The sequence below is a fragment of the Diaphorobacter sp. MNS-0 genome, assembly GCF_019602835.1.
Classification (GTDB): domain Bacteria; phylum Pseudomonadota; class Gammaproteobacteria; order Burkholderiales; family Burkholderiaceae_C; genus Diaphorobacter; species Diaphorobacter nitroreducens.
In genome coordinates this window covers 2,079,947-2,099,620 of the sequence record NZ_CP080761.1, presented here as the reverse complement: position 1 = coordinate 2,099,620, position 19,674 = coordinate 2,079,947, and the positions used below count along the sequence as shown (strand labels likewise).

Genomic DNA, 19,674 nt, shown 5'->3' with positions numbered 1-19,674 from the left:
TAGCAGCTACAAAATGCATAGTAATGATTGCACTGCGCCGGGGCACGGCATCAGGCCTCGCGCACGTCGGCCACGGGGTTGGCGCCGAAGTCTGTACGCTGCAGCCAGGCGAGCACGCGGGCAGCCGCGGCGTCTGGCGAGGTGAGCATGCCGCCCGTCTTGAGGGCGGCGAAGTTCTGCACATCCGGAAAGTCGGCCGGGTTGGCGCCGCGCAGTTGGATCTGCATGTCGGTGTCGATCACACCGGGAGCCAGCGAGCATACCTTGGCGCCGTGGGGCTTGGCGGCTTCGTCCAGCGCCAGGCACCGCGTGAAATGGTCCATGCCGGCCTTGGCCGCGCAGTAGCCCGACTGCGACGCCATGGCGCGACGCCCCAGCCCCGAAGAGATGTTCAGCACCCTGCGCGCCACGGAGTGGGGCGGTGCAGCCCAGCCTTCGGTCGCGCCCAGGAAGGCGGCCGTCAGCAGCATCGGCGCCTCCAGTCCCACGCGCAGCGCGTTGGACAGCTCGGCCATGTCCTGCGGGCTGGCGCATGCCGACAGCGGTGCGATGCGCGGGATCACGCCGGCGTTGTTGATCAGCGTGGCGCTGGCGTATCGGCAGGCAGGCTGCGTGGCCAGCCATTCGCGCAGGCGCTGAGCGGCCTGCGCAGGCTGGGCCAGGTCCACGCTCCATTGCTCCAGCGTCGCGCCCTGCGGCACGGCCGTGGACAACGGCGCAGAGGTGCTGCGCGCCAGGCTGATCAGCGTGTTGCCGGGTTTCAGCAACTGGTGTGCCATGGCCAGGCCCATGCCGCGCGAGCCGCCGGTGAGGATGTAGAGGTGTTGCGTCATGCGGGCATGGTAACGGCCACGCACGCGGCGATCAAAACGGCGGTGCCGAGGCAAACGCGCACCAGCCACCCTGCAGCGGGTGCGCGAACTCCAGCACGCAGGCGTGCAGCAACAGGCGCGGTGCGCGGGCTTGTACCGACGCATCGGCATAGAGCTGGTCGCCCAGGATGGGGTGGCCCAGTGCCGCCAGGTGTACGCGCAGCTGGTGCGTGCGACCGGTGACGGGTTCCAGCTCCACGGAGGTGGTGTCGCGGGCGGCGTCGTGCGCCAGCACGCGCCAACGCGTGAGGCTGGGCTGGCCGTGCGTGGCATCCACCACGCGCAGCGGGCGGCGTTCCCAGTCCGCCGCGATGGGCAGCGCGATCTCGCCCCAGCCGTCCGCGTGCGCAGGGTCGGGCGGCGGCATGCGGCCCGCCACCACGGCGCGGTAGCGCTTGTGCACCAGCCGCTGGGCGAAGCTGTGGCTGAGGGCCCGCTGCATCGCGGCGCCCCGCGCCATGAGCACAAGTCCCGACGTGGGCTGGTCCAGCCGGTGCACGATGAGCGCGTCGGGCCACAGCGCCTGGGCACGCGTACTCAAGGCATCCTGCTTGTCGGGGCCCCGTCCGGGCACGCACAGCAATCCCGAGGGCTTGTCCAGCACCAGCAGCGTGTCGTCCACGTGCACGCTGCGGACGCCCTCTGATGGGCTGGCCGGCATACCCTGCAAAGGTGCATGCGCCCCCGCCGTCTGTACGGCCTGCGGCGCTGTCAACTCAACCGCCATGGGCCAGCCGGTCCACGGTCGCGCACAGCTCTTCCACGTCATCGGGCTTGTGGATCAGCGCGCGTGCGCCTTCGGCCAGCGCGGCCTGTTCGATTTCCGCCGTTACATAGCCGGAGGCCAGGGCCACTGGCAGGTCGCTGCGGATGGTGCGGGCCGCGCGCACGAGATCCAGGCCCGAGTAGCCCGGCATGTTGTAGTCCGTCACCAGCAGGTCGTAGCGCTCGGGGTGGGCCTGCAGGGCGTCTGTGGCTTGGTGCGGGTCGGTGAAACCGCTGACCTCGTAGCCGCGGCGGCGCAGCAGGCGCTGCACCAGAAAGACCAGCGCCTGGTCGTCGTCCACGTACATCACGTGCAGCAGACGGTCTGTTGCCGGCGCCACCGCGGGCGGGCTGGCGGGCGCGACCGGCGCGGGAACTTCCGGCAGGGCGGCGACCATGGAGTACGACGCCACGGGAAAGTACAGCGTGAAGCGGCTGCCCTCGCCGGGTGCGCTGTGCACGTCCACGCCACCACCGTGGGTGCGCATCACGCCGTGCACCACCGCCAGTCCCAGGCCGGTGCCCTGGCCCACGGGCTTGGTGGTGAAGAAGGGTTCGAAGATGCGCGACTGGGTGGCGGCGTCCATGCCCGGGCCGTTGTCATGCACGCGCACGGCCACGTAGTCGCCCGCGCTCAGGCCCAGGCTTTCGCGCATGCGCTGGTCGGGCTGGATCAGCGCAGCATCCACGCGAATGCGGCCACGGCGGCTGCCGATGGCGTGCACGGCGTTGGTGCACAGGTTCAGCACCGCTTGCTCCACCTGCGTGGCATCCGCCAATACGGGGGGCAGGTCGGGGGGGACATGCACGGTCAGCTCGATCTCAGGGGGCAGCGTGACCCTCAGCAGCCGTTCGGTGTCGTGCACCACCTCTGCCAGGGTGACGGCGGCACGCTTGGGCGGCTCGTTGCGGCTGAAGGTGAGGATCTGCCGCACCAGGTCGCGGGCGCGCCGGCCGGCCTTGTCGATCTCCAGCAGGCTTTCGTACATCGGCGTGCCGGGCGGGCAATCGGCTTTGGCCAGCTCCACGTTGCCCAGGATCGCATGCAGGATGTTGTTGAAGTCGTGCGCGATGCCGCCGGCCATGGTGCCGACGGCCTGCATCTTGTGCGACTCGCGCAGTTGTCCCTCCAGCGCGTTGCGGCGGGCTTCTTCGCGCTTGCGGGCCGTGAGGTCGCGGGCAAACACGGTGGTGGTCTCGCCTTCCGCATGGCGCTCGAACGACACGCTGATCTCCACCGCCAGCTCGCGGCCCGATGCCGTGAGCGCCGTCATCTCCCCCAGCGCCGCCTGCGTGGTCAGTTGCGCGAACGCCAGCACCTGCTGGGCCTCGGGCAGAAAACGGCTCAACGGGCTGCCCAGCGCGTCGCTGGTGGCGCACTGGAACAGCATCGCTGCCGTGGGATTGAACACGGTGATGCGCTCGTGCTGGTCCACGCAGATGATCGCGTCGAGCGCGGAGTTGATCACCGCTTCCAGCCGGCGCTCGCTGGTGTGCAGTTGCACGTTGCGCTCCTGCAGCTCCTGTGCGCTGCGCTGCAGGGCCTGGCGTTCGGCCAGCAGCGGCCCCTGGTCGATCACGGCGCACAGAAACTGCGTGAGCGGCGCGTCCTGCTCGGAGCGCGACTCGATGCGCGCGATGTGCAGGTCGCCAGTGATGTGGCGGCCCTCGCTGATGTGGAACACAACCTCCGTGGCCTCGGCCGTGCCCACGGCCCGCGCCTGGTCGAAGGCCTCGCGCACACGCGGCGCGTGGCTGTCGCTCACGAAGGGCATCAGTGCCGTCAGGGGGCGGTCCGTCTCGCGCGGTTGGAACGAGCGCTGTGCCATGGAGTTGGCCTGGACCACCATGTCATGCTCGTCCACCACCATGAGCGACAGCGGCACGCTGGAAAACAGGGCCTCGAATCGCTCGGAAGCGCTTTCGGCCGCGGCCTGGCTGTAGCGCAGCACCTGGTTCTGCGCCTCCAGCTCGGCCTGTGAGGCGCGCAGCTGCGCAATCAGCTCGGCCACGTCGCCGCTGGCCCGTTGAGGGCCGCGGCGCTCCGGCTGCTCAGGGGGGGACGAGGCAGGCTCCGCGGCGGGAAACAGCAGGGACAGGTCGGGGCGGCTCATGGGAATCGGGCAATCCGCAGGCCTGCCAGTGTACGCGTCTGCCTGGTGCCCCACAGGCCGGTGCCGCTGCCTCGTTCAGCGGCGCACCGACAGCAGCTCGATCTCGAAATTCAGCGTGGCGTTGGGCGGAATCACGCCGCCCGCGCCGCGCGCGCCATACGCAATCGCCGGCGGGCAGGTGAGCTTGGCCTTACCGCCCGGCTTCATGCGCTGTACGCCTTCGGTCCAGCAGGGGATGACGCGGTTCAGGGGGAACTCGGTCGGCTCGCCGCGCTTGTAGGAGCTGTCGAACTCCTTGCCGTCGGGGAAGGTGCCGCGGTAGTGCACCTTGACGGTGTCGGTGGCCTTGGGTGATTCACCGCTGCCGTCCTTGAGCGACTCATAGACCAGACCGCTGCCGGTGGTGACGGCAGGGGCCTGCGCCTGGGCTGCGGAGGCGAGGGCAAGCGATGCAAGCAGTGCGAGAGGGGGGCGCATGGGTCAAACGTTCAGAAGCAACAAAGGCCCGATGGTAGGGCCGTTGTGAATGCCTGAGCGGAGCAGGCCGTCAGCCCAGTTCGCTCACCGGAACACAGCTGCAGAACAGGTTGCGGTCGCCGTAGACGTTGTCCACACGGCCCACGGGGCTCCAGTACTTGTTCTGGCGCAGGGCGGCAACGGGATAGGCTGCCGCATCGCGCGGGTAGGGGTGCTGCCAGTCGGCTACCAGCAGGCACTCGGCCGTGTGGGGCGCGTTCTTGAGGGGGTTGTCGTCCTGCGGCCAGGTGCCGGCCTCGATCTGGCGGATCTCGCGCCGGATGGCGATCATCGCGTCGATGAAGCGGTCCAGCTCGAACAGCGTCTCGCTCTCGGTGGGCTCCACCATCAGCGTGTTGGGCACAGGGAACGACAGCGTGGGTGCGTGAAAGCCGTAGTCGATCAGGCGTTTGGCCACGTCCTCGGCCATCACGCCGCTGGTGTCTTTCAACTGGCGCAGGTCCAGGATGCACTCGTGGGCCACATGGCCGTTGGCGGAAGCGTACAGCGTGGGATAGTGGTCCTTCAGGCGCGCGCTGATGTAGTTGGCGCTCAAGATCGCTGTCTCGGTCGCGGCCTGCAGACCGTCGGCGCCCATCATGCGGATGTACATCCAGCTGATGGGTAAAACGGCTGCATTGCCCAAGGGAGCTGCGCTGACAGCTCCTGTTTTGGAAGCAATGCCGCCCGTGGCGTGGCCGGGCAGGTAGGGCACGAGGTCCTCCACCACGCACACCGGGCCCACGCCGGGGCCGCCGCCGCCGTGGGGGATGCAGAAGGTCTTGTGCAGGTTCAGGTGGCTCACGTCGCCGCCGAACTCGCCCGGCGCGGCCACGCCGACCAGGGCGTTCATGTTGGCGCCGTCCACATACACGCGCCCGCCGTGGCGATGCACCAGCTCGCACAAGGCCTTCACCTGGGTCTCGAACACGCCATGCGTGCTGGGGTAGGTGATCATCACGCAGGCGAGGTTGGCGCTGTGCTTCTCGCATTGGGCCTGCAGGTCGGCCATGTCCACGTTGCCGTTTTCGTCGCACTTGGTCACCACCACCTGCATGCCCACCATCTGGGCGCTGGCGGGGTTGGTGCCGTGCGCGCTGCTGGGGATCAGGCAGACCTTGCGGTGGCTCTCGCCACGGGCCTCGTGGTAGCCCTTGATGGCCAGCAGGCCGGCGTATTCGCCCTGGCTGCCTGCGTTGGGCTGCAGGCTGACGCCCGCGTAGCCCGTGGCCTGGCACAGCCAGGCGCGCAGTTGCTCGTCGAGCAGGCGGTAGCCTTCGAGCTGGTCGGCCGGGGCGAACGGGTGCACGTGGGCGAACTCGGGCCAGGTGATGGGGATCATCTCGCTGGTGGCGTTGAGCTTCATGGTGCACGAGCCCAGCGGGATCATGGTGCGGTCCAGCGCCAGGTCCTTGTCGGACAGCTGGCGGATGTAGCGCAGCATGCCGGTTTCGGAATGGTGGGTATTGAACACCGGGTGCGTCATGAAGCGGCTGGTGCGCGCCAGAGCATCCGGGAACAGCGCCGGTGCGCCGGCGGCGTCCATCGCCTCGATGGTGGGCAGTTGCTGGCCGTCCCGCGCAAAGATCTTCCACAGCAGCTCGATATCGGCGCGGGTGGTGGTCTCGTCCAGCGAGATGCACAGGTATTCATTCCAGGCTTTTCGCAGGTTTGCGCCCATCTGGACTGCGCGAGCAGCTATTGAATCCGTAGCATCCTTGGTGTGCAGGCTGAGTGTGTCGAAGGCCGAGCCATGGTGGCGGCTGGTGAACCCCAGCTGCGCCAGGCCGCGGCTCAGGATGGCGGTGAAGCGCGCCACGCGGCGGGCGATGCGCGTGAGGCCCTCGGGGCCGTGGTACACGGCGTACATGCTGGCGATCACGGCCGGCAGCACCTGGGCCGTGCAGATGTTGCTCGTGGCCTTCTCGCGGCGGATGTGCTGCTCGCGCGTTTGCAGCGCCAGGCGGTAGGCGGGCTTGCCGTGCACGTCCACGCTCACGCCCACCAGGCGGCCGGGCAGGCTGCGCTTGAATTCGTCGCGGCAGGCCATGAAGGCGGCGTGCGGGCCGCCGGCGCCCATGGGCATGCCAAAGCGCTGGGTGGAGCCCACCACGATGTCGGCGTCCCACTCGCCGGGGGCCTTGAGCAGCGTGAGCGCCAGCAGGTCGGTAGCGAAGATGGCGGCGGCCTGCTTGGCGTGGATGGCGTCCACGTCGGCCTGCCAGTCCTGCACCCAGCCGCTGCTGGCAGGGTACTGGATGAGGGCGGCGAAGAAGTCGCCGGCCAGGGCCGCCTGCCATTCCTCCTGGGAATTGGCCACCACCACGGTGATGCCGATGGGGGCGGCGCGGGTCTGGATGACTTCGATGGTCTGCGGGTGCGCATCGCCGGCCACGATGAAGACGTCGCTCTTGGACTTGACCGAGCGCTTGGCCAGCGTCATGGCCTCGGCGGCAGCGGTGGCCTCGTCGAGCATGGAGGCGTTGGCGATGGGCATGGCCGTGAGGTCGCACACCATGGTCTGGAAGTTGAGCAGCGCCTCCATGCGGCCCTGGGAGATCTCGGCCTGGTAGGGCGTGTAGGCCGTGTACCAGGCAGGGTTTTCCAGCACGTTGCGCAGGATGACGCCCGGCGTGTGCGTGCCGTAGTAGCCCTGGCCGATGAAGCTCTTGAGAATGCGGTTCTTCGACGCAATGGCCTGGAGTTCAGCCAGCGCTGCGGCCTCGGTGGCCGGCGCGGGCAGGTCCATGGGGCGCTGGCGCGCAATGGAGCGCGGCACGATGGAATCAATGAGCGCGCGGCGCGAAGCCTCGCCGATCACCGACAGCATGTGTGCTTCGTCGGCGGCGTCGATGCCAATGTGGCGGGGCAGGAATTCAGCGGCGTTTTCGAGCGCCGCCAGGGGCAGGGGGGAGGGCATCTGCATGGCGAGGGACCAGTCTCAAGAGCGATGGGGCGGTGCGGCGGCGCCGTGTGCACGGCGCCGCGGGTGCATCAGGCGTTCTGGGCGAAGGCGGTATAGGCCGTTTCGTCCATCAGGCCGGCGAGCTGGCCGGCGTCGCTGAGCTTGACCTTGAAGAACCAGCCGGCGCCCAGCGGGTCGGAGTTGGCCAGGGACGGGTCGGCGCGCAAGGCCTCATTGACCTCGACGATTTCGCCGGACACGGGCATGTAGACATCGGCAGCGGCCTTGACGGACTCGACCACACCGGCCACGTCGCCCTGGGCAAAGGTGGTGCCCACCGCGGGCAGGTCCACGAACACCACATCGCCCAACGCATCCTGCGCGTGGACGGTGATGCCGACGACGGCCGCGGCCGGGTCGGCTGCGTTGATCCATTCATGGTCTTTGGAAAACTGAATGCTCATGGGGGGCTCCGGGAAGAAGAGGTGGAAGGAAAAGGTTTGAGAGTGGTCAGCCCGCACTGTAGCCGGGCTGACCTGGGCGCGGTGGCAGTTCGCCGTGGTGAATTCAGCCGCGGTAGTAGCGTGTGGGAACAAAGGGCGTGGCAGCCACTTCCATGGGCACGGCCTTGCCGCGCACCATGGCGTTCATACGGGTGCCGGGGGCGGCATGGGCGGGCATTACGTAGGCCAGGGCGATGGGCTTGTCGGCAGTGGGGGCCAGCAGGCCGCTGGTGACTTCGCCGATGCGCTCGCCCGACTCGTTTTGCAACTCGGTGTGCTCACGCACGGGCACGCGCTCCAGCGCCACCAGGCCCACGCGCTTGCGCGTGAGGGTGGCCGGGCTGTCGATCTGGGCCAGCACCTTGTCGGCACCGGGAAAACCGCCAGCGCGCGCGCCGCCTGTACGGCGCACCTTCTGGATGGCCCAGTTCAGGCCGGCTTCGGGTGGGGTGGTAGTGGTGTCGATGTCGTTGCCATATAGGCACAAGCCGGCTTCCAGGCGCAGCGAATTGCGTGCGCCCAGGCCGATGGGCTTGACCTCGGGCTGGGCCAGCAGCGTGCGCGCCAGGGCCTCGGCCTGCGTGGCGGGCACCGAGATCTCGAAGCCGTCCTCTCCGGTGTAGCCGCTGCGCGTCACGAAGCACTGCGCCCCCGCGATGTCGAAATGCCCGCCGGTCATGAACACCAGTTTGTCCACGCCTGGTGCCAGACGCGCGAGCACCGCAGCCGCCTGTGGGCCCTGCAGCGCGAGCAGGGCCTGGTCGGGCATGGGAATCACCTGGCAGCGTTGGCCGATGCGCTCCTGGATGTGGGCAATGTCGCCCACCTTGCAGGCGCCGTTGACGATCACGAAGAGCTCGTCCTGCGCCATGCGGAAGAACATGAGGTCGTCGATGATGCCGCCCTCGTCATTGAGGAGCAGGCCGTAGCGCTGCTTGCCCACGGGCAGGTCGACCACGTCCACGGGCGTCAGCGTCTCGAACGCGGCAGCGGCGTCAGGGCCGACCAGCTTGAGCTGCCCCATGTGCGACACGTCGAACAGGCCGGCCGCCGTGCGCGTGTGGTGGTGCTCGGCCATCAGGCCCATGGGGTATTGCACGGGCATGGAGTAGCCGGCGAAGGGCACCATGCGGGCGCCCAGTTCGATGTGCAGGGCGTTGAGGGGAGTGGTGAGCAGGTCGGACATGGCGGACATGGCAATGGGCGAAGGCAAATGGTGGAGCGATCTCTCGATCGCCGATTTGCCCCGCTGTCCGCTTTACCTGAGAGATTCACCCCGCCTGCATGGCATGTCGCGGGGCTTGCTCCTTCGGTGGGCCGCATGCTGCTGCGGCCTCTCTCCAGCAAGGGAAACACCCGCATCCCTGCGGGCGTGTCGCCAGTCCTTTTGCCTGAGCGTTCGGCTGCTGCCTGCGCCTTCGGCGGCCCGGCCCTGAGGGGCGCGGACTCTCTCCTGACGGGACGGATTCTATCTATTTTGCGTACACGAGATCACGCAGGGCCAATGAAAGCGATGGCACGTAGGTGATGACCAGGAGGCACAGCAGGACCACGCCCACGAACGGCAGCAGGTGGGCGACGATGCGATCCAGAGAGATGCGCGCCACCGTGCACGCCGCGAACAGGTTCACGCCGAAGGGTGGCGTGATCATGCCGAGCGCCAGGTTCACCACCATGATCAGCCCGAAGTGCACCGGGTCCACGCCGAAGTGCTGGGCCACCGGCGCCAGGATCGGCGCCAGCACGATGATGGCGGCGCTGGTCTCGATGAACATGCCGATCACGAACAGCGCGGCATTCACGCCCAGCAGGAACAGCGCGGGCGACTGCAGCACCTCCTGCAGCCAGCGGCCGATGGCGTCCGGCACGCCAGCGCGCGTGATGAGGAAGGCAAACAGGCCCGCATTGGCAATGATGAACATGATCACCGCCGACGAGATGGCCGACTTGCGTAGGATGGCGAACAGGTCCGCGACGCGGATCTCGCGGTAGATCAGCATGCCCACCACCAGCGCGTAGAACACGGCCACGGCAGAGGCCTCGGTGGGCGTGAACACGCCGCCGTAGATGCCGCCCAGGATGATGACTGGCATCAGCAGTGCCCAGCCCGCCTGCAGCAGCGCGCGGCCGAAGGGCATGCGCCCGTCGCCGTCATGCTTGCCCCAGCCCTTGTACTTGCAATACACCCAGACGAACAGCATCAGCGCACCGCTGATCAGGATGCCGGGGCCGAAGCCGGCGATGAACAGCTCGCCGATCGATACCTCGGCCGCCACGCCGTACAGGATCATGGGGATCGACGGCGGGATGATCACACCCAGCTCGGCACTGGTGGCCTGCAGCGCGGCCGCGTAGCTGGTGGGGTAGCCATGCTTGATGAGCGCAGGAATCAGGATGGCGCCGATGGCGAACGTGGTCGCCACCGATGACCCTGAGACGGCCGCGAAGATCATGCAGGTGAGCACGCAGGTCATGGGCAGGCCGCCCTGCACGCCGCCCACGATGCTCTTGGCAAACTCCACGAGCCGGCGCGAAATACCGCCGGTCTCCATGAGGTTGCCCGCCAGGATGAAGAACGGAATGGCTGCGAGCGGAAACTTGTTGATGGAGGCGAACATCTCCTTCACGGAGATCAGCATGTTGGCGTTCGCCACTTGTATGCCCAGGATGGAGGCCAGCCCGATGGAGACGGCCACGGAGATGGTGAGCGCGAAGCACAGCACCATGGTGGAGATCATGACCGTGGTCATAGGGCCCCCACGCGCGTCATTTCATGTACCCGCCGCCCCCCGAGGAGGCCGCTCGCTTGCTTGAGGCGGCTCTGCGCGGCGCTCATTGGGCAGTCTCCAGTTCATGGCGCTGCGGGTCGATCAGATTGCCCACGATGCCGAGGATGCTGAACAGCCCACCCACGGGCATGGCCAGATAGGCCCAGAACATCGAAACCGACTCCAGCCCTGCCATCGACTGCACGCCGCCGCGGCGCGCGTAATCCCACCCCCACCAGATGATCACGGCGATGAGCGCCAGCGCTGCCAGGCACACCACCCAGTCCAGCACGCGGCGCAGCGGGCGCGGGCTCCAGCGGTAGAGCACGTCGACGCTGACCATGGCGCCCTGCCGGAATGCCATGGGAATCGCCAGAAACACCATCCAGATCAGGCTGAAGCGGATCAGCACCTCGGTCCACTCGGCCGGCTCTTCGAAAACGAAACGCATCAGGATCTGGAACATGCCGAGCGCCGAGGCCAGCGCCAGCATGGCGCAGGCGCCCCACATGGCGACGGCGGTGCTCCAGCGCTCGCAGGAGAGGAAGAAGGTTTTCATGCGCACTCACGAAAATATGAATAAAAACGCCCGTGGCGCATGATCCACGGGCGGTAGCAGCTACTGAAAAGTGAGCGTCACTTGTAGTTGCGGATCTTGTCGAGGTTGGCCTTGCCGAACTCTTTCTCGAACTGCGCGTTCACGGGCGCGAGCGCGGCGACAAACTTGGACTTGTCCAGATCGTCGATCACCGTCATGCCCTTGGCGCGCAGGTCGGCCACGCCCTTGGCGTCGTCCTCGTCCACGCGAGCGCGGTTGGCCTTGGTGCCCTCCTTGGCGGCGTCGATGAAGGCCTGCTTGTCCGCGGGTGAGAGCTTGTCGAACACCGCCTTGTTCATCACGAAGAGGCAGGGGGAGTACACGTGGCCGGTGAGCGAGAGGTGCTTTTGTACCTGGTCGAACTTGGCCGAGATGATGACGGGCAGGGGGTTTTCCTGGCCGTCCACCGTGCCCTGCTGCAGGGCTGTGAACACCTCGGGGAAGGCCATGGGCGTGGTGATGATGCCGAAACCCTTGTACGCGGCGATGTGCACCGGGTTCTCCATGGTGCGCATCTTCAGGCCCTTCAAGTCCTCGGGCGTCTTCACGTCGCGCTTGCTGTTGGTCATGTGGCGAAAGCCATTCTCCGCCCAGGCCAGCGCCTTGAAGCCCTTGGCATCGAATTTGTTCAGCAGGTCCTGGCCGATCGGGCCGTCGAGCACGGCGCGTGCGTGGGCCTTGTCACGGAACAGGAAGGGCACGTCCAGGATCTTGGTCTCGGGCACGAAGTTGGGCACCGGACCGGTGGAGCTGAAGGCCAACTCCTGCGTGCCCAACTGCACCGCCTCGATGGATTCGCGCTCGCCGCCCAGCGCGCCGTTGTAGAAGGTCTGCACCTTGTAGCGCCCGCCGGTGCGCTTTTCGACCTCCTTGGCAAACGTGTCGATGGCGACGCCCTGGTGGGAGTTCTGCGCCGTCGAGATGCTGATGCGCATTGTGGTTTGTGCCAAGGCCGTTGCGGCCATGCCCAGTGCCAAGCCCAGGCCCAGCGCAAGTTTGGTCAGCTGCATGTTGTCTCCTGTGAATCTGCGGGTGCTGCCGAAAAATTATGGCAATGCAACATGACGCAGGTCATAGGGGTTTGCGCGGGGACTTGAGAAGGCCGCCTTGGCCCGTCTTGCCAAGTCCCCGCCCAGCGGTAACCGGGCGGGGTCTCGTCAATGTCGTGCGCCCCGGTAAGAGCGCCTTGATGGAAAAGAAGTATGCGCCGCGGGTTGTGGATGAATTTGCTGAATTTCTCTATAAAAACCTACATTGAAGAAAAATTTTCTGTGGTATCTAGGTTTCACGAATAATGCAGCACATGGATCGCCTAGACAGAAAAATTCTCTCCGTCCTGCAAGGCAATGCACGCGCCAGCCTGCAAGAGATCGGCGCCGCCGTCGGCCTGAGCCCCTCGCCGTGCTGGGGCCGCATCAAGAAGATGGAGGAGGCCGGCGTGATCGAAGGCTATACCGTGCGCCTGAACCCGCTGGCGCTAGGGCTGGGCGACACGGTGCTGGTGCAGGTGACGCTGGACAGCCATTCGGACAACACGCTGGAGAAGTTCGGCGAGGTGCTGGCCAGCATTCCCGAGGTGGTGGAGGCGCATCTGGTGTCGGGCGAGTACGACTACCTGCTGCGCGTGGTGGTCAAGGACACGCGCGACTATGAGCGCCTGCTGCGCGAGAAGCTCTACAAGATCAAGGGCATACGCCACAGCCAGTCGAGCTTCGTGCTGCGCACGCTGAAGAAGGCAGACCTGCCTTTGGGTGTATGAAAGAAAAAAGCTGCTCGCGTCCATGAAATTGGCGCGAGCAGCTATCTTTTTCTGAGCGTGATGGAGCTCAGCCGAGCAGCAGCGCGTCGTCGGCCAGCTTCTCGCCGCGCACCTTCTCGAACATCTGCAGCAGGTCGGGCACGTCCATACGCGCGCGTTCGTCGCCCGAGACGTCCAGCACCACCTGGCCCTGGTGCAGCATGACGGTGCGCTGGCCTACGTCCAGCGCCTGGCGCATGCTGTGCGTGACCATCATGGTGGTGAGCTGGTTCTCGGCCACGATGCGGGCCGTGAGCTGCAGCACGAAATCGGCCGTGCGTGGGTCCAGCGCGGCGGTGTGCTCGTCCAGCAGCAGGATGCGCGAGGGCTGCAATGCCGCCATGAGCAGGCTCACGGCCTGGCGCTGGCCGCCCGACAGCAAACCGATGCGGTCGGTGAGGCGGTTCTCCAGACCCAGGCCCAGCGTGGCCAGGCGTTCGCGGAACATGGCGCGTTCAGACTGCTTGACGGCGCCGCGCAGGCCGCGACGCGTGCCGCGCTGCTGGGCCAGGGCCATGTTCTCCTCGATGGTGAGGTCTTCGCAGGTGCCGGCCATGGGGTCCTGGAACACGCGCGCCACGCGGCGGGCGCGCTCCCACACGGGCTGGCGCGTCACGTCCTGGTTGTCGATGGCGATACGGCCGGTGTCCACCGACAGGTCGCCCGAGATGGCATTCAGGAAGGTGGATTTGCCTGCCCCGTTGGAGCCGATGACGGTGACGAACTGACCCGCCGGGATGTCCAGCGACATGCCGCGCAGCGCGCGCGTTTCGATGGGCGTGCCGGGGTTGAAGGTGATGAAGAGGTCTTGTGCGCTCAGCATGGGGAGAGCCTTCCTTTCAGCGGCCGCCTGCGGCCAGCTTGCGCTTGAGCTGCGGGATGACGAGCGCAATGGTCACGAGCACGGCGGTCACCAGGTTGAGGTCCTGGGCCTTCAGGCCGATGAAGTCGCTGTTGAGCGCCAGCGCGATAAAAAAGCGGTACACGATGGCGCCGATGATCACGGCCAGCGTGGCCAGCACCAGGCGGCGCGAGGGCAGGATGCTCTCGCCCACGATCACGGCGGCCAGGCCGATGACGATGGTGCCGATGCCCATGGAAATGTCCGAGCCGCCCTGCGTCTGCGCGAACAGCGCGCCCGCCAGTGCCACCAGCGCGTTGGATACGGCCATGCCCAGCAGCACCATGGCGCCGGTGTTGATGCCCTGCGCGCGGGCCATGCGCGCGTTGGAGCCGGTGGCTCGGATGGCCAGGCCGCGCTCGGTGGCGAAGAACCAGTCCATGAACAGCTTGGCCGCGATCACGATCACCAGCAGGATCATCGGGCGCGACCAATAGTCGTCCAGGCCCGGCGGCTGGAGCAAGGTGAACAGCGTCTCGTCGTTGATCAGCGGTACGTTGGGGCCGCCCATGATGCGCAGGTTGATGGAGTACAGCGCGATCATCATCAGAATGGACGCCAGCAGGTCCATGATCTTCAGGCGCACGTTCAGCCAGCCCGTGACCAGACCGGCAACAGCCCCTGCAGCGGTGGCGGCCACCGTGGCCACGTAGGGGTTATGGCCGGTGGAAATGAGGATGGCGCAGACCGCGCCGCCCAGCGGGAAGCTGCCGTCCACCGTCAGGTCGGGAAAGCGCAGCAGCCGGAACGAGATGAAGACGCCCAGCGCGACCAGGCTGAAGATCAGGCCGATCTCGACGGCACCCAGCAGGGAAAAGAGTGACATGGACAGTGGCGGATAGAAAACAAAGCAGGAGCCATGGCGCCATGGCTCCTGCGTGGGGTGCCAGTGACCCGGGCTGCCGCGGCGGCCCGGCCTTGGCGCGAAGGTTTATTGGACCACTTGCGTGGCGGATTTCACCAGCGCGTCGGAGAGCTTCACGCCCTGCTTCTCTGCGGCGCCTGGGTTCACGAACAGTTCCATCTTCGTGCTGACTTCGGGCTTGATGTCGCCGGGCTTTTCGCCCTTGAGGATGCGCGCCACCATGCGGCCAGTTTGCTCGCCCAGGTCGCGGTAGTTGATGCCCAGGGCGGCGATGGCGCCGCGCTTGACGCTGTCGGTGTCGGATGCCACCAGCGGCACCTTGGCCTCCTGGCCCACCTTCACCAGCGACTCGTAGGCCGAGACGACGTTGTTGTCCGTGTTGGTGTAGATCACGTCCACCTTGCCCACCAGGCTGCGCGCGGCGCTGCTCACGTCCACCGAGCGCGGGGCAGAAGCCTCCACCAGCGTCATGCCCATCTTGGGCAACAGTTGCTTGAGTTCCTTGACCACGACGACGGAGTTGGCCTCGCCCGGGTTGTAGACCATGCCCACGCGCTTGGCGCCGGGCACGACCTGCTTGACTAGGTCCATCTGCTTGTCCAGCGCCAGCATGTCGGATACGCCGGTCACGTTGGTCTTGGAGGGTTCCCAGTTCTTCACCAGCTTGGCGGCCACGGGATCCGTCACGGCAGAGAACACCACAGGCACGGTCTTGGTGGCAGCCACTACGGCCTGGGCAGAGGGCGTGGCGATGGCGACGATGGCGTCAGGCTTGTCACCCACGAACTTGCGCGCGATCTGCGCGGCGGTGCCCGTGTTGCCCTGGGCGCTCTGGTATTGCCACTTGAGGTTCTTGCCCTCTTCAAAGCCGGCAGCCTGCAACTGGGCCTTCACGCCGTCGCGGATCGAGTCCAGGGCGGGGTGCTCCACGATGGCGGTCACGGCAACGGACTTTTGCTGCGCATGCGCCACGGGCGCGAGGGCGGCTGCGGCCAGGGCGATAGCGCCCAAGGGCACCCAAGACAAACTCTTCATAACGGTCCACTCTCCAATTGAACGTGCGGTGTTTTCCTGTGTTTGTAGTACCAGGCCGGCGCAGGAACCACGCGCGGCCTTGTGGGGAGTCTACCGTTTGCCTGCCGTCCGTGGACGGAACGGGCGCTGCGGCACTTTGGGATCAAAAGTGCCTCTACGGCTTTTCGGTCCAGCGCTAACAGCTATTAAAAATATAGCATTGCGCAGCAACCCCTTGGTTACATGCCCGAATAGTTCGGACCGCCGCCGCCTTCCGGTGTGACCCAGACGATGTTCTGCGTCGGGTCCTTGATGTCGCAGGTCTTGCAATGCACGCAGTTCTGGGCGTTGATCTGCAGGCGTTGTGCGCTGCCGCCCTTCGCTTCGTCCGGCACGAACTCATACACGCCGGCCGGGCAGTAGCGCGCCTCGGGGCCGGCGTACTTGGCCAGGTTCACATTCACCGGCACGCTGGCGTCCTTGAGCGTCAGATGCGCGGGCTGGTCCTCGGCGTGGTTGGTGTTGCTGATGAACACGCTGGACAGGCGGTCGAAGGTCAGCTTGCCGTCCGGCTTGGGATACACGATGGGCTTGCACTCGGCCGCGGGCTTCAGGTAAGCGTGGTCAGGCTTGTCGCGGTGCAGCGTCCATGGAATGTGGCCCTTGAGCACGAACTGCTCGATGCCGTTCATCACCGTGGCCGTGACCAGGCCCTTCTTGAACCAGGCCTTGAAGTTACGTGCCTTGTTCAGTTCGGTGTAGAGCCAGCTGCCCTCGAAGGCCTTGGGATAGGCCGAGAGCTCATCGTGCTGGCGGCCGCTTTGAATGGCGTCATATGCCGCCTCGGCGGCCAGCATGCCGGTCTTGATGGCGGCATGGCTGCCCTTGATGCGACTCACGTTCAGGAAGCCCGCCTCGCAGCCCACCAGCGCGCCGCCCGGGAAGACGAACTTGGGCAGGCTCATCAGGCCGCCGGCCGTGATGGCGCGTGCGCCGTAGCCCAGGCGCTTGGCGGGCTTGATGCCCCTGGCCTCGTCGCCCTCCAGGTACCAGCGGATGTTGGGGTGGGTCTTCCAGCGCTGGAATTCCTCGAACGGGCTCAGGTAGGGGTTGCTGTAGTCCAGGCCGGTGATGAAGCCCAGCGTGACCTTGTTGTCCTCCAGGTGGTAGAGGAAGGCGCCGCCGTAGGTGCTGTTGTCCATGGGCCAGCCGGCAGTGTGCAGCACGAAGCCGGGCTGGTGGCGCTGGGGGTCGATCTCCCACAACTCCTTGATGCCGATGCCGTAGGTCTGGGGGTCGCTCTCCGCATCCAGCTTGTAGCGGGCGATGATCTGCTTGCCCAGGTGACCACGCGCACCCTCGGCAAAGATGGTGTACTTGGCATGCAATTCCATGCCCAGCTGGAATTCGCTCGTGGGCTTGCCGTCCTTGCCCACCCCCATGTTGCCGGTGGCCACGCCCTTGACGGAGCCGTCTTCGTTGTAGAGCACTTCAGCGGCGGCAAAGCCGGGGAAAATCTCCACGCCCAGTCCTTCCGCCTGTTCGGCCAGCCAGCGCACCACGTTGCCCAGGCTGACGATGTAATTGCCGTGGTTCTGAAAGCACTGAGGCAGCAGGAAATTGGGCGTGCGCAGGGAGGACTTCTCGCCCAGGAACACCATGGCGTCGTCGGTCACGGGCTGGTTCAGCGGCGCGCCCTTGGCCTTCCAGTCGGGGATCAGTTCGGTCAATGCCTTCGGGTCCATGATGGCGCCGGACAGGATGTGCGCGCCCGGCTCGGAGCCTTTTTCGAGCACGACGACGGAAACGTCCTGGCCCTTCTCGGCCGCCAGTTGCTTCAGGCGGATGGCGGTGGCAAGCCCGCCGGGGCCGCAGCCGACGATCACCACGTCATATTCCATGGCTTCCCGGGGACCGTAGGTGCTCAGAATTTCGTCGTTCGTCATGGGTGTCTCTTCTGCTTCGATAGTGGAAAAAGGCAGGGTGCCGGCCTGGGGAGCGATGGCCCTGTGTGGTGACCGATTGTATTCAGGCCGTCGCACAGGAATCGCACGGTCGTTCACTTTTCGCAATGCCGTCCAGACACTTCATTTTGTGCAGTGCACAAGCGCAAACGGGGCGTTCGCGCGCCTTCGCTTTCTGGGGGAGCGAACTGAAAAACGGCAAGCGATGCCCGCTTTTTCGAGTCCCGCATTCCGTAATTTGGCAGCACTTTCGTTATGTGAAAGTGAAGGCCACGGCAAAACCCGAGTCTGGCACCGCAACGGCCAGCGCTGTGGTGTGGCAACCTGGCGGGAATTGGACGGGACACTAGGGTAAACACTTGGCTAGAGCAGGGGCATTCTGCGGGAGATGCTTGTTCCGAGCCATTTCCGAATGAAGTCACACTTATTTACATTTGGCGGTTTTTCCTTCTCGTGCTTGCTTCACGGACGGTAAGTCAGCCGTTCACGTTCCGAGGTACACATGGAAAACTTTCGTATCGGCACCCGCCTGACGGCTGGGTTTGGCCTGCTCATCCTGTTTGCGGTGCTCATGCTCACAGTGGGGGTGTGGCAGTTGCAGGGAGTGGCCGGGAGCACGCGGCAAATCCTCTCCGTGCCGCTCCAGAAGGAACGGCTGGTCACCGACTGGTACGGAGTGATTCGCGCCAGCATCCAGCGTGCCACTGCTGTCGCGCGCAGCAGCGACGACTCGCTGACGGAGTTGTTCGCCGCAGAGAACGCCGCGTCGAGCAAGGAAACCAACGAACGCCAGGCCCAGTTCGTCAAGCTCATTTCCGGCAGCGAAGAGCAAGCCCTCTTTGACACTCTCAGCGGACACCGTCAGGCATACATCCAGGCCCGTGACGCCATCATCGCCGCCAAGAAGGGCGGGCAGGCAGAGCAGGTGACCACCTTGTTCGAGCGCCAGTTCGTTCCTGCCTCCCGTGGCTATCTGGAAAGCCTGGCGGCGCTGCGCGACTTCCAGCGGGCCAGTATCGATCGCACCGGGCAAGACATCGACAGCAGCGCCACCGCAAGCTCCTGGCTGATGGGCGGCATCGGGCTGGTGGTCCTGGTGGCGGGCATCGGTGTGGCCTGGATTCTTACCCACAGCATCACCGCGCCGTTGGCCCGCGCTGTCCAAGCAACGCAGGCGGTCGCCGCAGGAGACCTCACGCACGCCGTGCACTCCAGCGGCCGGGACGAAGGTGCCCAGCTGTTGCAAGCGCTGCAAGCCATGACCGACCGTTTGCGTACCATCGTGGGCGAAGTGCGCCAGGGCGCCGACAGCATTGCGGGTGCGTCGGCAGAGATTGCCGCGGGCAACCTGGACCTGTCCCGGCGCACGGAACAGCAGGCCAGTTCGCTGGAGGAAACGGCCGCTTCCCTGGAAGAGCTGACGTCGACGGTGCGTCAAAACGCCGACAACGCCCATCAAGCCAACCAGCTGGCACGCACGGCGGCGGACCAGGCACAGCAGGGCGGCCAGGTGATGGACGATGTGATGCAGACCATGCGCGCCATCGACGCGTCGTCGCGCAAGATCGTTGACATCATTGGCGTGATCGACTCCATTGCCTTCCAGACCAACATCCTTGCGCTCAACGCGGCGGTCGAAGCGGCACGGGCCGGCGAGCAGGGGCGGGGGTTTGCTGTGGTGGCCTCCGAGGTGCGCTCACTGGCCGGCCGTTCGTCCGAAGCGGCGAAGGAGATCAAGGACTTGATCGGACGTTCGGTCGATACCGTTGAGGCGGGCAATCAGCTCGTGGCGAAGGCCGGCACATCCATCCAGGACATCATTCGCAGCGTTGACCAGGTGAGCGCGCTGGTGGGCGAAATCAGTGCGGCAAGCCGTGAGCAGAGCTCGGGTATCGAGCAGGTGAATATCGCGGTGGCGCACATGGACCAGGCGACGCAGCAGAATGCCGCGCTCGTCGAAGAGGCCACCGCTGCGACGCAGTCGCTGCAGGGCCAGGCGGCGCAAGTGGCCCGGGCCGTAGGGGTCTTTCGCGTTGATTCCTCGGCAGTCGCGTTGCCGGCACCGCAAGCCTGATCCTGGATGCGACCGCA

At 66.1% G+C, this 19,674-nt stretch carries 16 protein-coding genes, 1 pseudogene and 2 riboswitches; of the genes and pseudogenes, 3 read left to right on the top strand and 14 right to left on the bottom strand.

Translation table 11 applies throughout. The features are described from left to right. Nucleotides 1–50: 50 nt before the first annotated feature. The 10 genes from K2L43_RS10040 to K2L43_RS09995 form a co-directional block, all read right to left on the bottom strand. Nucleotides 51–833, bottom strand: coding sequence for an SDR family NAD(P)-dependent oxidoreductase (locus tag K2L43_RS10040; protein WP_220637457.1), 783 nt, complete (start codon nucleotides 831–833; stop codon nucleotides 51–53). Between the two features lie 31 nt (nucleotides 834–864). Beyond that, a complete protein-coding gene (locus tag K2L43_RS10035; RefSeq protein ID WP_011805182.1) occupies nucleotides 865–1,533 on the bottom strand; it encodes an RluA family pseudouridine synthase in 669 nt (222 codons plus the stop codon). A 55-nt stretch (nucleotides 1,534–1,588) separates the two neighbouring features. Next, nucleotides 1,589–3,751, bottom strand: coding sequence for an ATP-binding protein (locus K2L43_RS10030; protein ID WP_103738982.1), 2,163 nt, complete (start codon nucleotides 3,749–3,751; stop codon nucleotides 1,589–1,591). A 75-nt stretch (nucleotides 3,752–3,826) separates the two neighbouring features. Continuing rightward, nucleotides 3,827–4,228 (bottom strand): FKBP-type peptidyl-prolyl cis-trans isomerase, encoded by a 402-nt coding sequence (locus tag K2L43_RS10025; RefSeq protein WP_011805184.1) that lies wholly within the window; start codon nucleotides 4,226–4,228, stop codon nucleotides 3,827–3,829. Nucleotides 4,229–4,298: 70 nt separating this feature from the next. Continuing rightward, nucleotides 4,299–7,193: an aminomethyl-transferring glycine dehydrogenase gene (gene gcvP, locus K2L43_RS10020; RefSeq protein WP_220637456.1), complete on the bottom strand. Its 2,895-nt coding sequence runs from the start codon at nucleotides 7,191–7,193 to the stop codon at nucleotides 4,299–4,301. 68 nt (nucleotides 7,194–7,261) lie between these two features. Next, nucleotides 7,262–7,636, bottom strand: coding sequence for a glycine cleavage system protein GcvH (gene gcvH, locus K2L43_RS10015; RefSeq protein ID WP_011805186.1), 375 nt, complete (start codon nucleotides 7,634–7,636; stop codon nucleotides 7,262–7,264). 103 nt (nucleotides 7,637–7,739) lie between these two features. Continuing rightward, nucleotides 7,740–8,870, bottom strand: coding sequence for a glycine cleavage system aminomethyltransferase GcvT (gene gcvT / locus K2L43_RS10010; RefSeq protein ID WP_220637455.1), 1,131 nt, complete (start codon nucleotides 8,868–8,870; stop codon nucleotides 7,740–7,742). Between the two features lie 44 nt (nucleotides 8,871–8,914). Continuing rightward, nucleotides 8,915–9,029, bottom strand: a riboswitch (glycine riboswitch). A gap of 19 nt (nucleotides 9,030–9,048) precedes the next feature. Then, nucleotides 9,049–9,141, bottom strand: a riboswitch (glycine riboswitch). 6 nt (nucleotides 9,142–9,147) lie between these two features. Continuing rightward, complete coding sequence (locus tag K2L43_RS10005; protein WP_011805188.1) at nucleotides 9,148–10,425, bottom strand: TRAP transporter large permease; 1,278 nt, start codon at nucleotides 10,423–10,425, stop codon at nucleotides 9,148–9,150. Nucleotides 10,426–10,507: 82 nt separating this feature from the next. Next, nucleotides 10,508–11,002 (bottom strand): TRAP transporter small permease, encoded by a 495-nt coding sequence (locus K2L43_RS10000; protein ID WP_015913282.1) that lies wholly within the window; start codon nucleotides 11,000–11,002, stop codon nucleotides 10,508–10,510. 77 nt (nucleotides 11,003–11,079) lie between these two features. Then, nucleotides 11,080–12,051: a TRAP transporter substrate-binding protein gene (locus K2L43_RS09995; protein WP_220637454.1), complete on the bottom strand. Its 972-nt coding sequence runs from the start codon at nucleotides 12,049–12,051 to the stop codon at nucleotides 11,080–11,082. Between the two features lie 293 nt (nucleotides 12,052–12,344). Between K2L43_RS09995 and K2L43_RS09990 the strand changes: the two genes are divergently transcribed. Further along, nucleotides 12,345–12,800 carry an Lrp/AsnC family transcriptional regulator gene (locus tag K2L43_RS09990; protein ID WP_220637453.1) on the top strand — a complete coding sequence of 152 codons (456 nt, stop codon included), beginning with the start codon at nucleotides 12,345–12,347 and terminating at the stop codon, nucleotides 12,798–12,800. A 67-nt stretch (nucleotides 12,801–12,867) separates the two neighbouring features. Here the strand turns inward: K2L43_RS09990 and K2L43_RS09985 are convergent, their stop codons facing one another. From K2L43_RS09985 to K2L43_RS09970, 4 genes are all read right to left on the bottom strand, one after another. Next, complete coding sequence (locus K2L43_RS09985; RefSeq protein ID WP_011805195.1) at nucleotides 12,868–13,662, bottom strand: ABC transporter ATP-binding protein; 795 nt, start codon at nucleotides 13,660–13,662, stop codon at nucleotides 12,868–12,870. Nucleotides 13,663–13,678: 16 nt separating this feature from the next. Further along, the gene (locus tag K2L43_RS09980) at nucleotides 13,679–14,566 is read right to left on the bottom strand and encodes an ABC transporter permease (protein ID WP_011805196.1); all 888 of its coding nucleotides are present in this window, start codon (nucleotides 14,564–14,566) and stop codon (nucleotides 13,679–13,681) included. A gap of 105 nt (nucleotides 14,567–14,671) precedes the next feature. Next, nucleotides 14,672–15,640 (bottom strand): ABC transporter substrate-binding protein, encoded by a 969-nt coding sequence (locus K2L43_RS09975; RefSeq protein WP_220637452.1) that lies wholly within the window; start codon nucleotides 15,638–15,640, stop codon nucleotides 14,672–14,674. Nucleotides 15,641–15,858: 218 nt separating this feature from the next. After that, nucleotides 15,859–17,565, bottom strand: coding sequence for an electron transfer flavoprotein-ubiquinone oxidoreductase (locus K2L43_RS09970; RefSeq protein ID WP_196995326.1), 1,707 nt, complete (start codon nucleotides 17,563–17,565; stop codon nucleotides 15,859–15,861). Nucleotides 17,566–18,085: 520 nt separating this feature from the next. Between K2L43_RS09970 and K2L43_RS19215 the strand changes: the two are divergent. Further along, nucleotides 18,086–18,850 (top strand): annotated as a pseudogene (locus K2L43_RS19215) (MCP four helix bundle domain-containing protein); the annotation flags it as partial. Then, the gene (locus K2L43_RS19210; protein WP_370633111.1) at nucleotides 18,842–19,657 is read left to right on the top strand and encodes a methyl-accepting chemotaxis protein; all 816 of its coding nucleotides are present in this window, start codon (nucleotides 18,842–18,844) and stop codon (nucleotides 19,655–19,657) included. The pseudogene K2L43_RS19215 and the gene K2L43_RS19210, both read left to right, overlap by 9 nt. Nucleotides 19,658–19,674: the final 17 nt, after the last annotated feature.

What these genes read in the sequence shown, in the direction of transcription:
- K2L43_RS10040 (WP_220637457.1), bottom strand. Translation starts at nt 833, where the DNA reads ATGACGCAACACCTCTACATCCTCACCGGCGGCTCGCGCGGCATGGGC.
- K2L43_RS10035 (WP_011805182.1), bottom strand. Translation starts at nt 1,533, where the DNA reads ATGCCGGCCAGCCCATCAGAGGGCGTCCGCAGCGTGCACGTGGACGAC.
- K2L43_RS10030 (WP_103738982.1), bottom strand. Translation starts at nt 3,751, where the DNA reads ATGAGCCGCCCCGACCTGTCCCTGCTGTTTCCCGCCGCGGAGCCTGCC.
- K2L43_RS10025 (WP_011805184.1), bottom strand. Translation starts at nt 4,228, where the DNA reads ATGCGCCCCCCTCTCGCACTGCTTGCATCGCTTGCCCTCGCCTCCGCA.
- gcvP (WP_220637456.1), bottom strand. Translation starts at nt 7,193, where the DNA reads ATGCAGATGCCCTCCCCCCTGCCCCTGGCGGCGCTCGAAAACGCCGCT.
- gcvH (WP_011805186.1), bottom strand. Translation starts at nt 7,636, where the DNA reads ATGAGCATTCAGTTTTCCAAAGACCATGAATGGATCAACGCAGCCGAC.
- gcvT (WP_220637455.1), bottom strand. Translation starts at nt 8,870, where the DNA reads ATGTCCGCCATGTCCGACCTGCTCACCACTCCCCTCAACGCCCTGCAC.
- K2L43_RS10005 (WP_011805188.1), bottom strand. Translation starts at nt 10,425, where the DNA reads ATGACCACGGTCATGATCTCCACCATGGTGCTGTGCTTCGCGCTCACC.
- K2L43_RS10000 (WP_015913282.1), bottom strand. Translation starts at nt 11,002, where the DNA reads ATGAAAACCTTCTTCCTCTCCTGCGAGCGCTGGAGCACCGCCGTCGCC.
- K2L43_RS09995 (WP_220637454.1), bottom strand. Translation starts at nt 12,051, where the DNA reads ATGCAGCTGACCAAACTTGCGCTGGGCCTGGGCTTGGCACTGGGCATG.
- K2L43_RS09990 (WP_220637453.1), top strand. Translation starts at nt 12,345, where the DNA reads ATGGATCGCCTAGACAGAAAAATTCTCTCCGTCCTGCAAGGCAATGCA.
- K2L43_RS09985 (WP_011805195.1), bottom strand. Translation starts at nt 13,662, where the DNA reads ATGCTGAGCGCACAAGACCTCTTCATCACCTTCAACCCCGGCACGCCC.
- K2L43_RS09980 (WP_011805196.1), bottom strand. Translation starts at nt 14,566, where the DNA reads ATGTCACTCTTTTCCCTGCTGGGTGCCGTCGAGATCGGCCTGATCTTC.
- K2L43_RS09975 (WP_220637452.1), bottom strand. Translation starts at nt 15,640, where the DNA reads ATGAAGAGTTTGTCTTGGGTGCCCTTGGGCGCTATCGCCCTGGCCGCA.
- K2L43_RS09970 (WP_196995326.1), bottom strand. Translation starts at nt 17,565, where the DNA reads ATGACGAACGACGAAATTCTGAGCACCTACGGTCCCCGGGAAGCCATG.
- K2L43_RS19210 (WP_370633111.1), top strand. Translation starts at nt 18,842, where the DNA reads ATGACCGACCGTTTGCGTACCATCGTGGGCGAAGTGCGCCAGGGCGCC.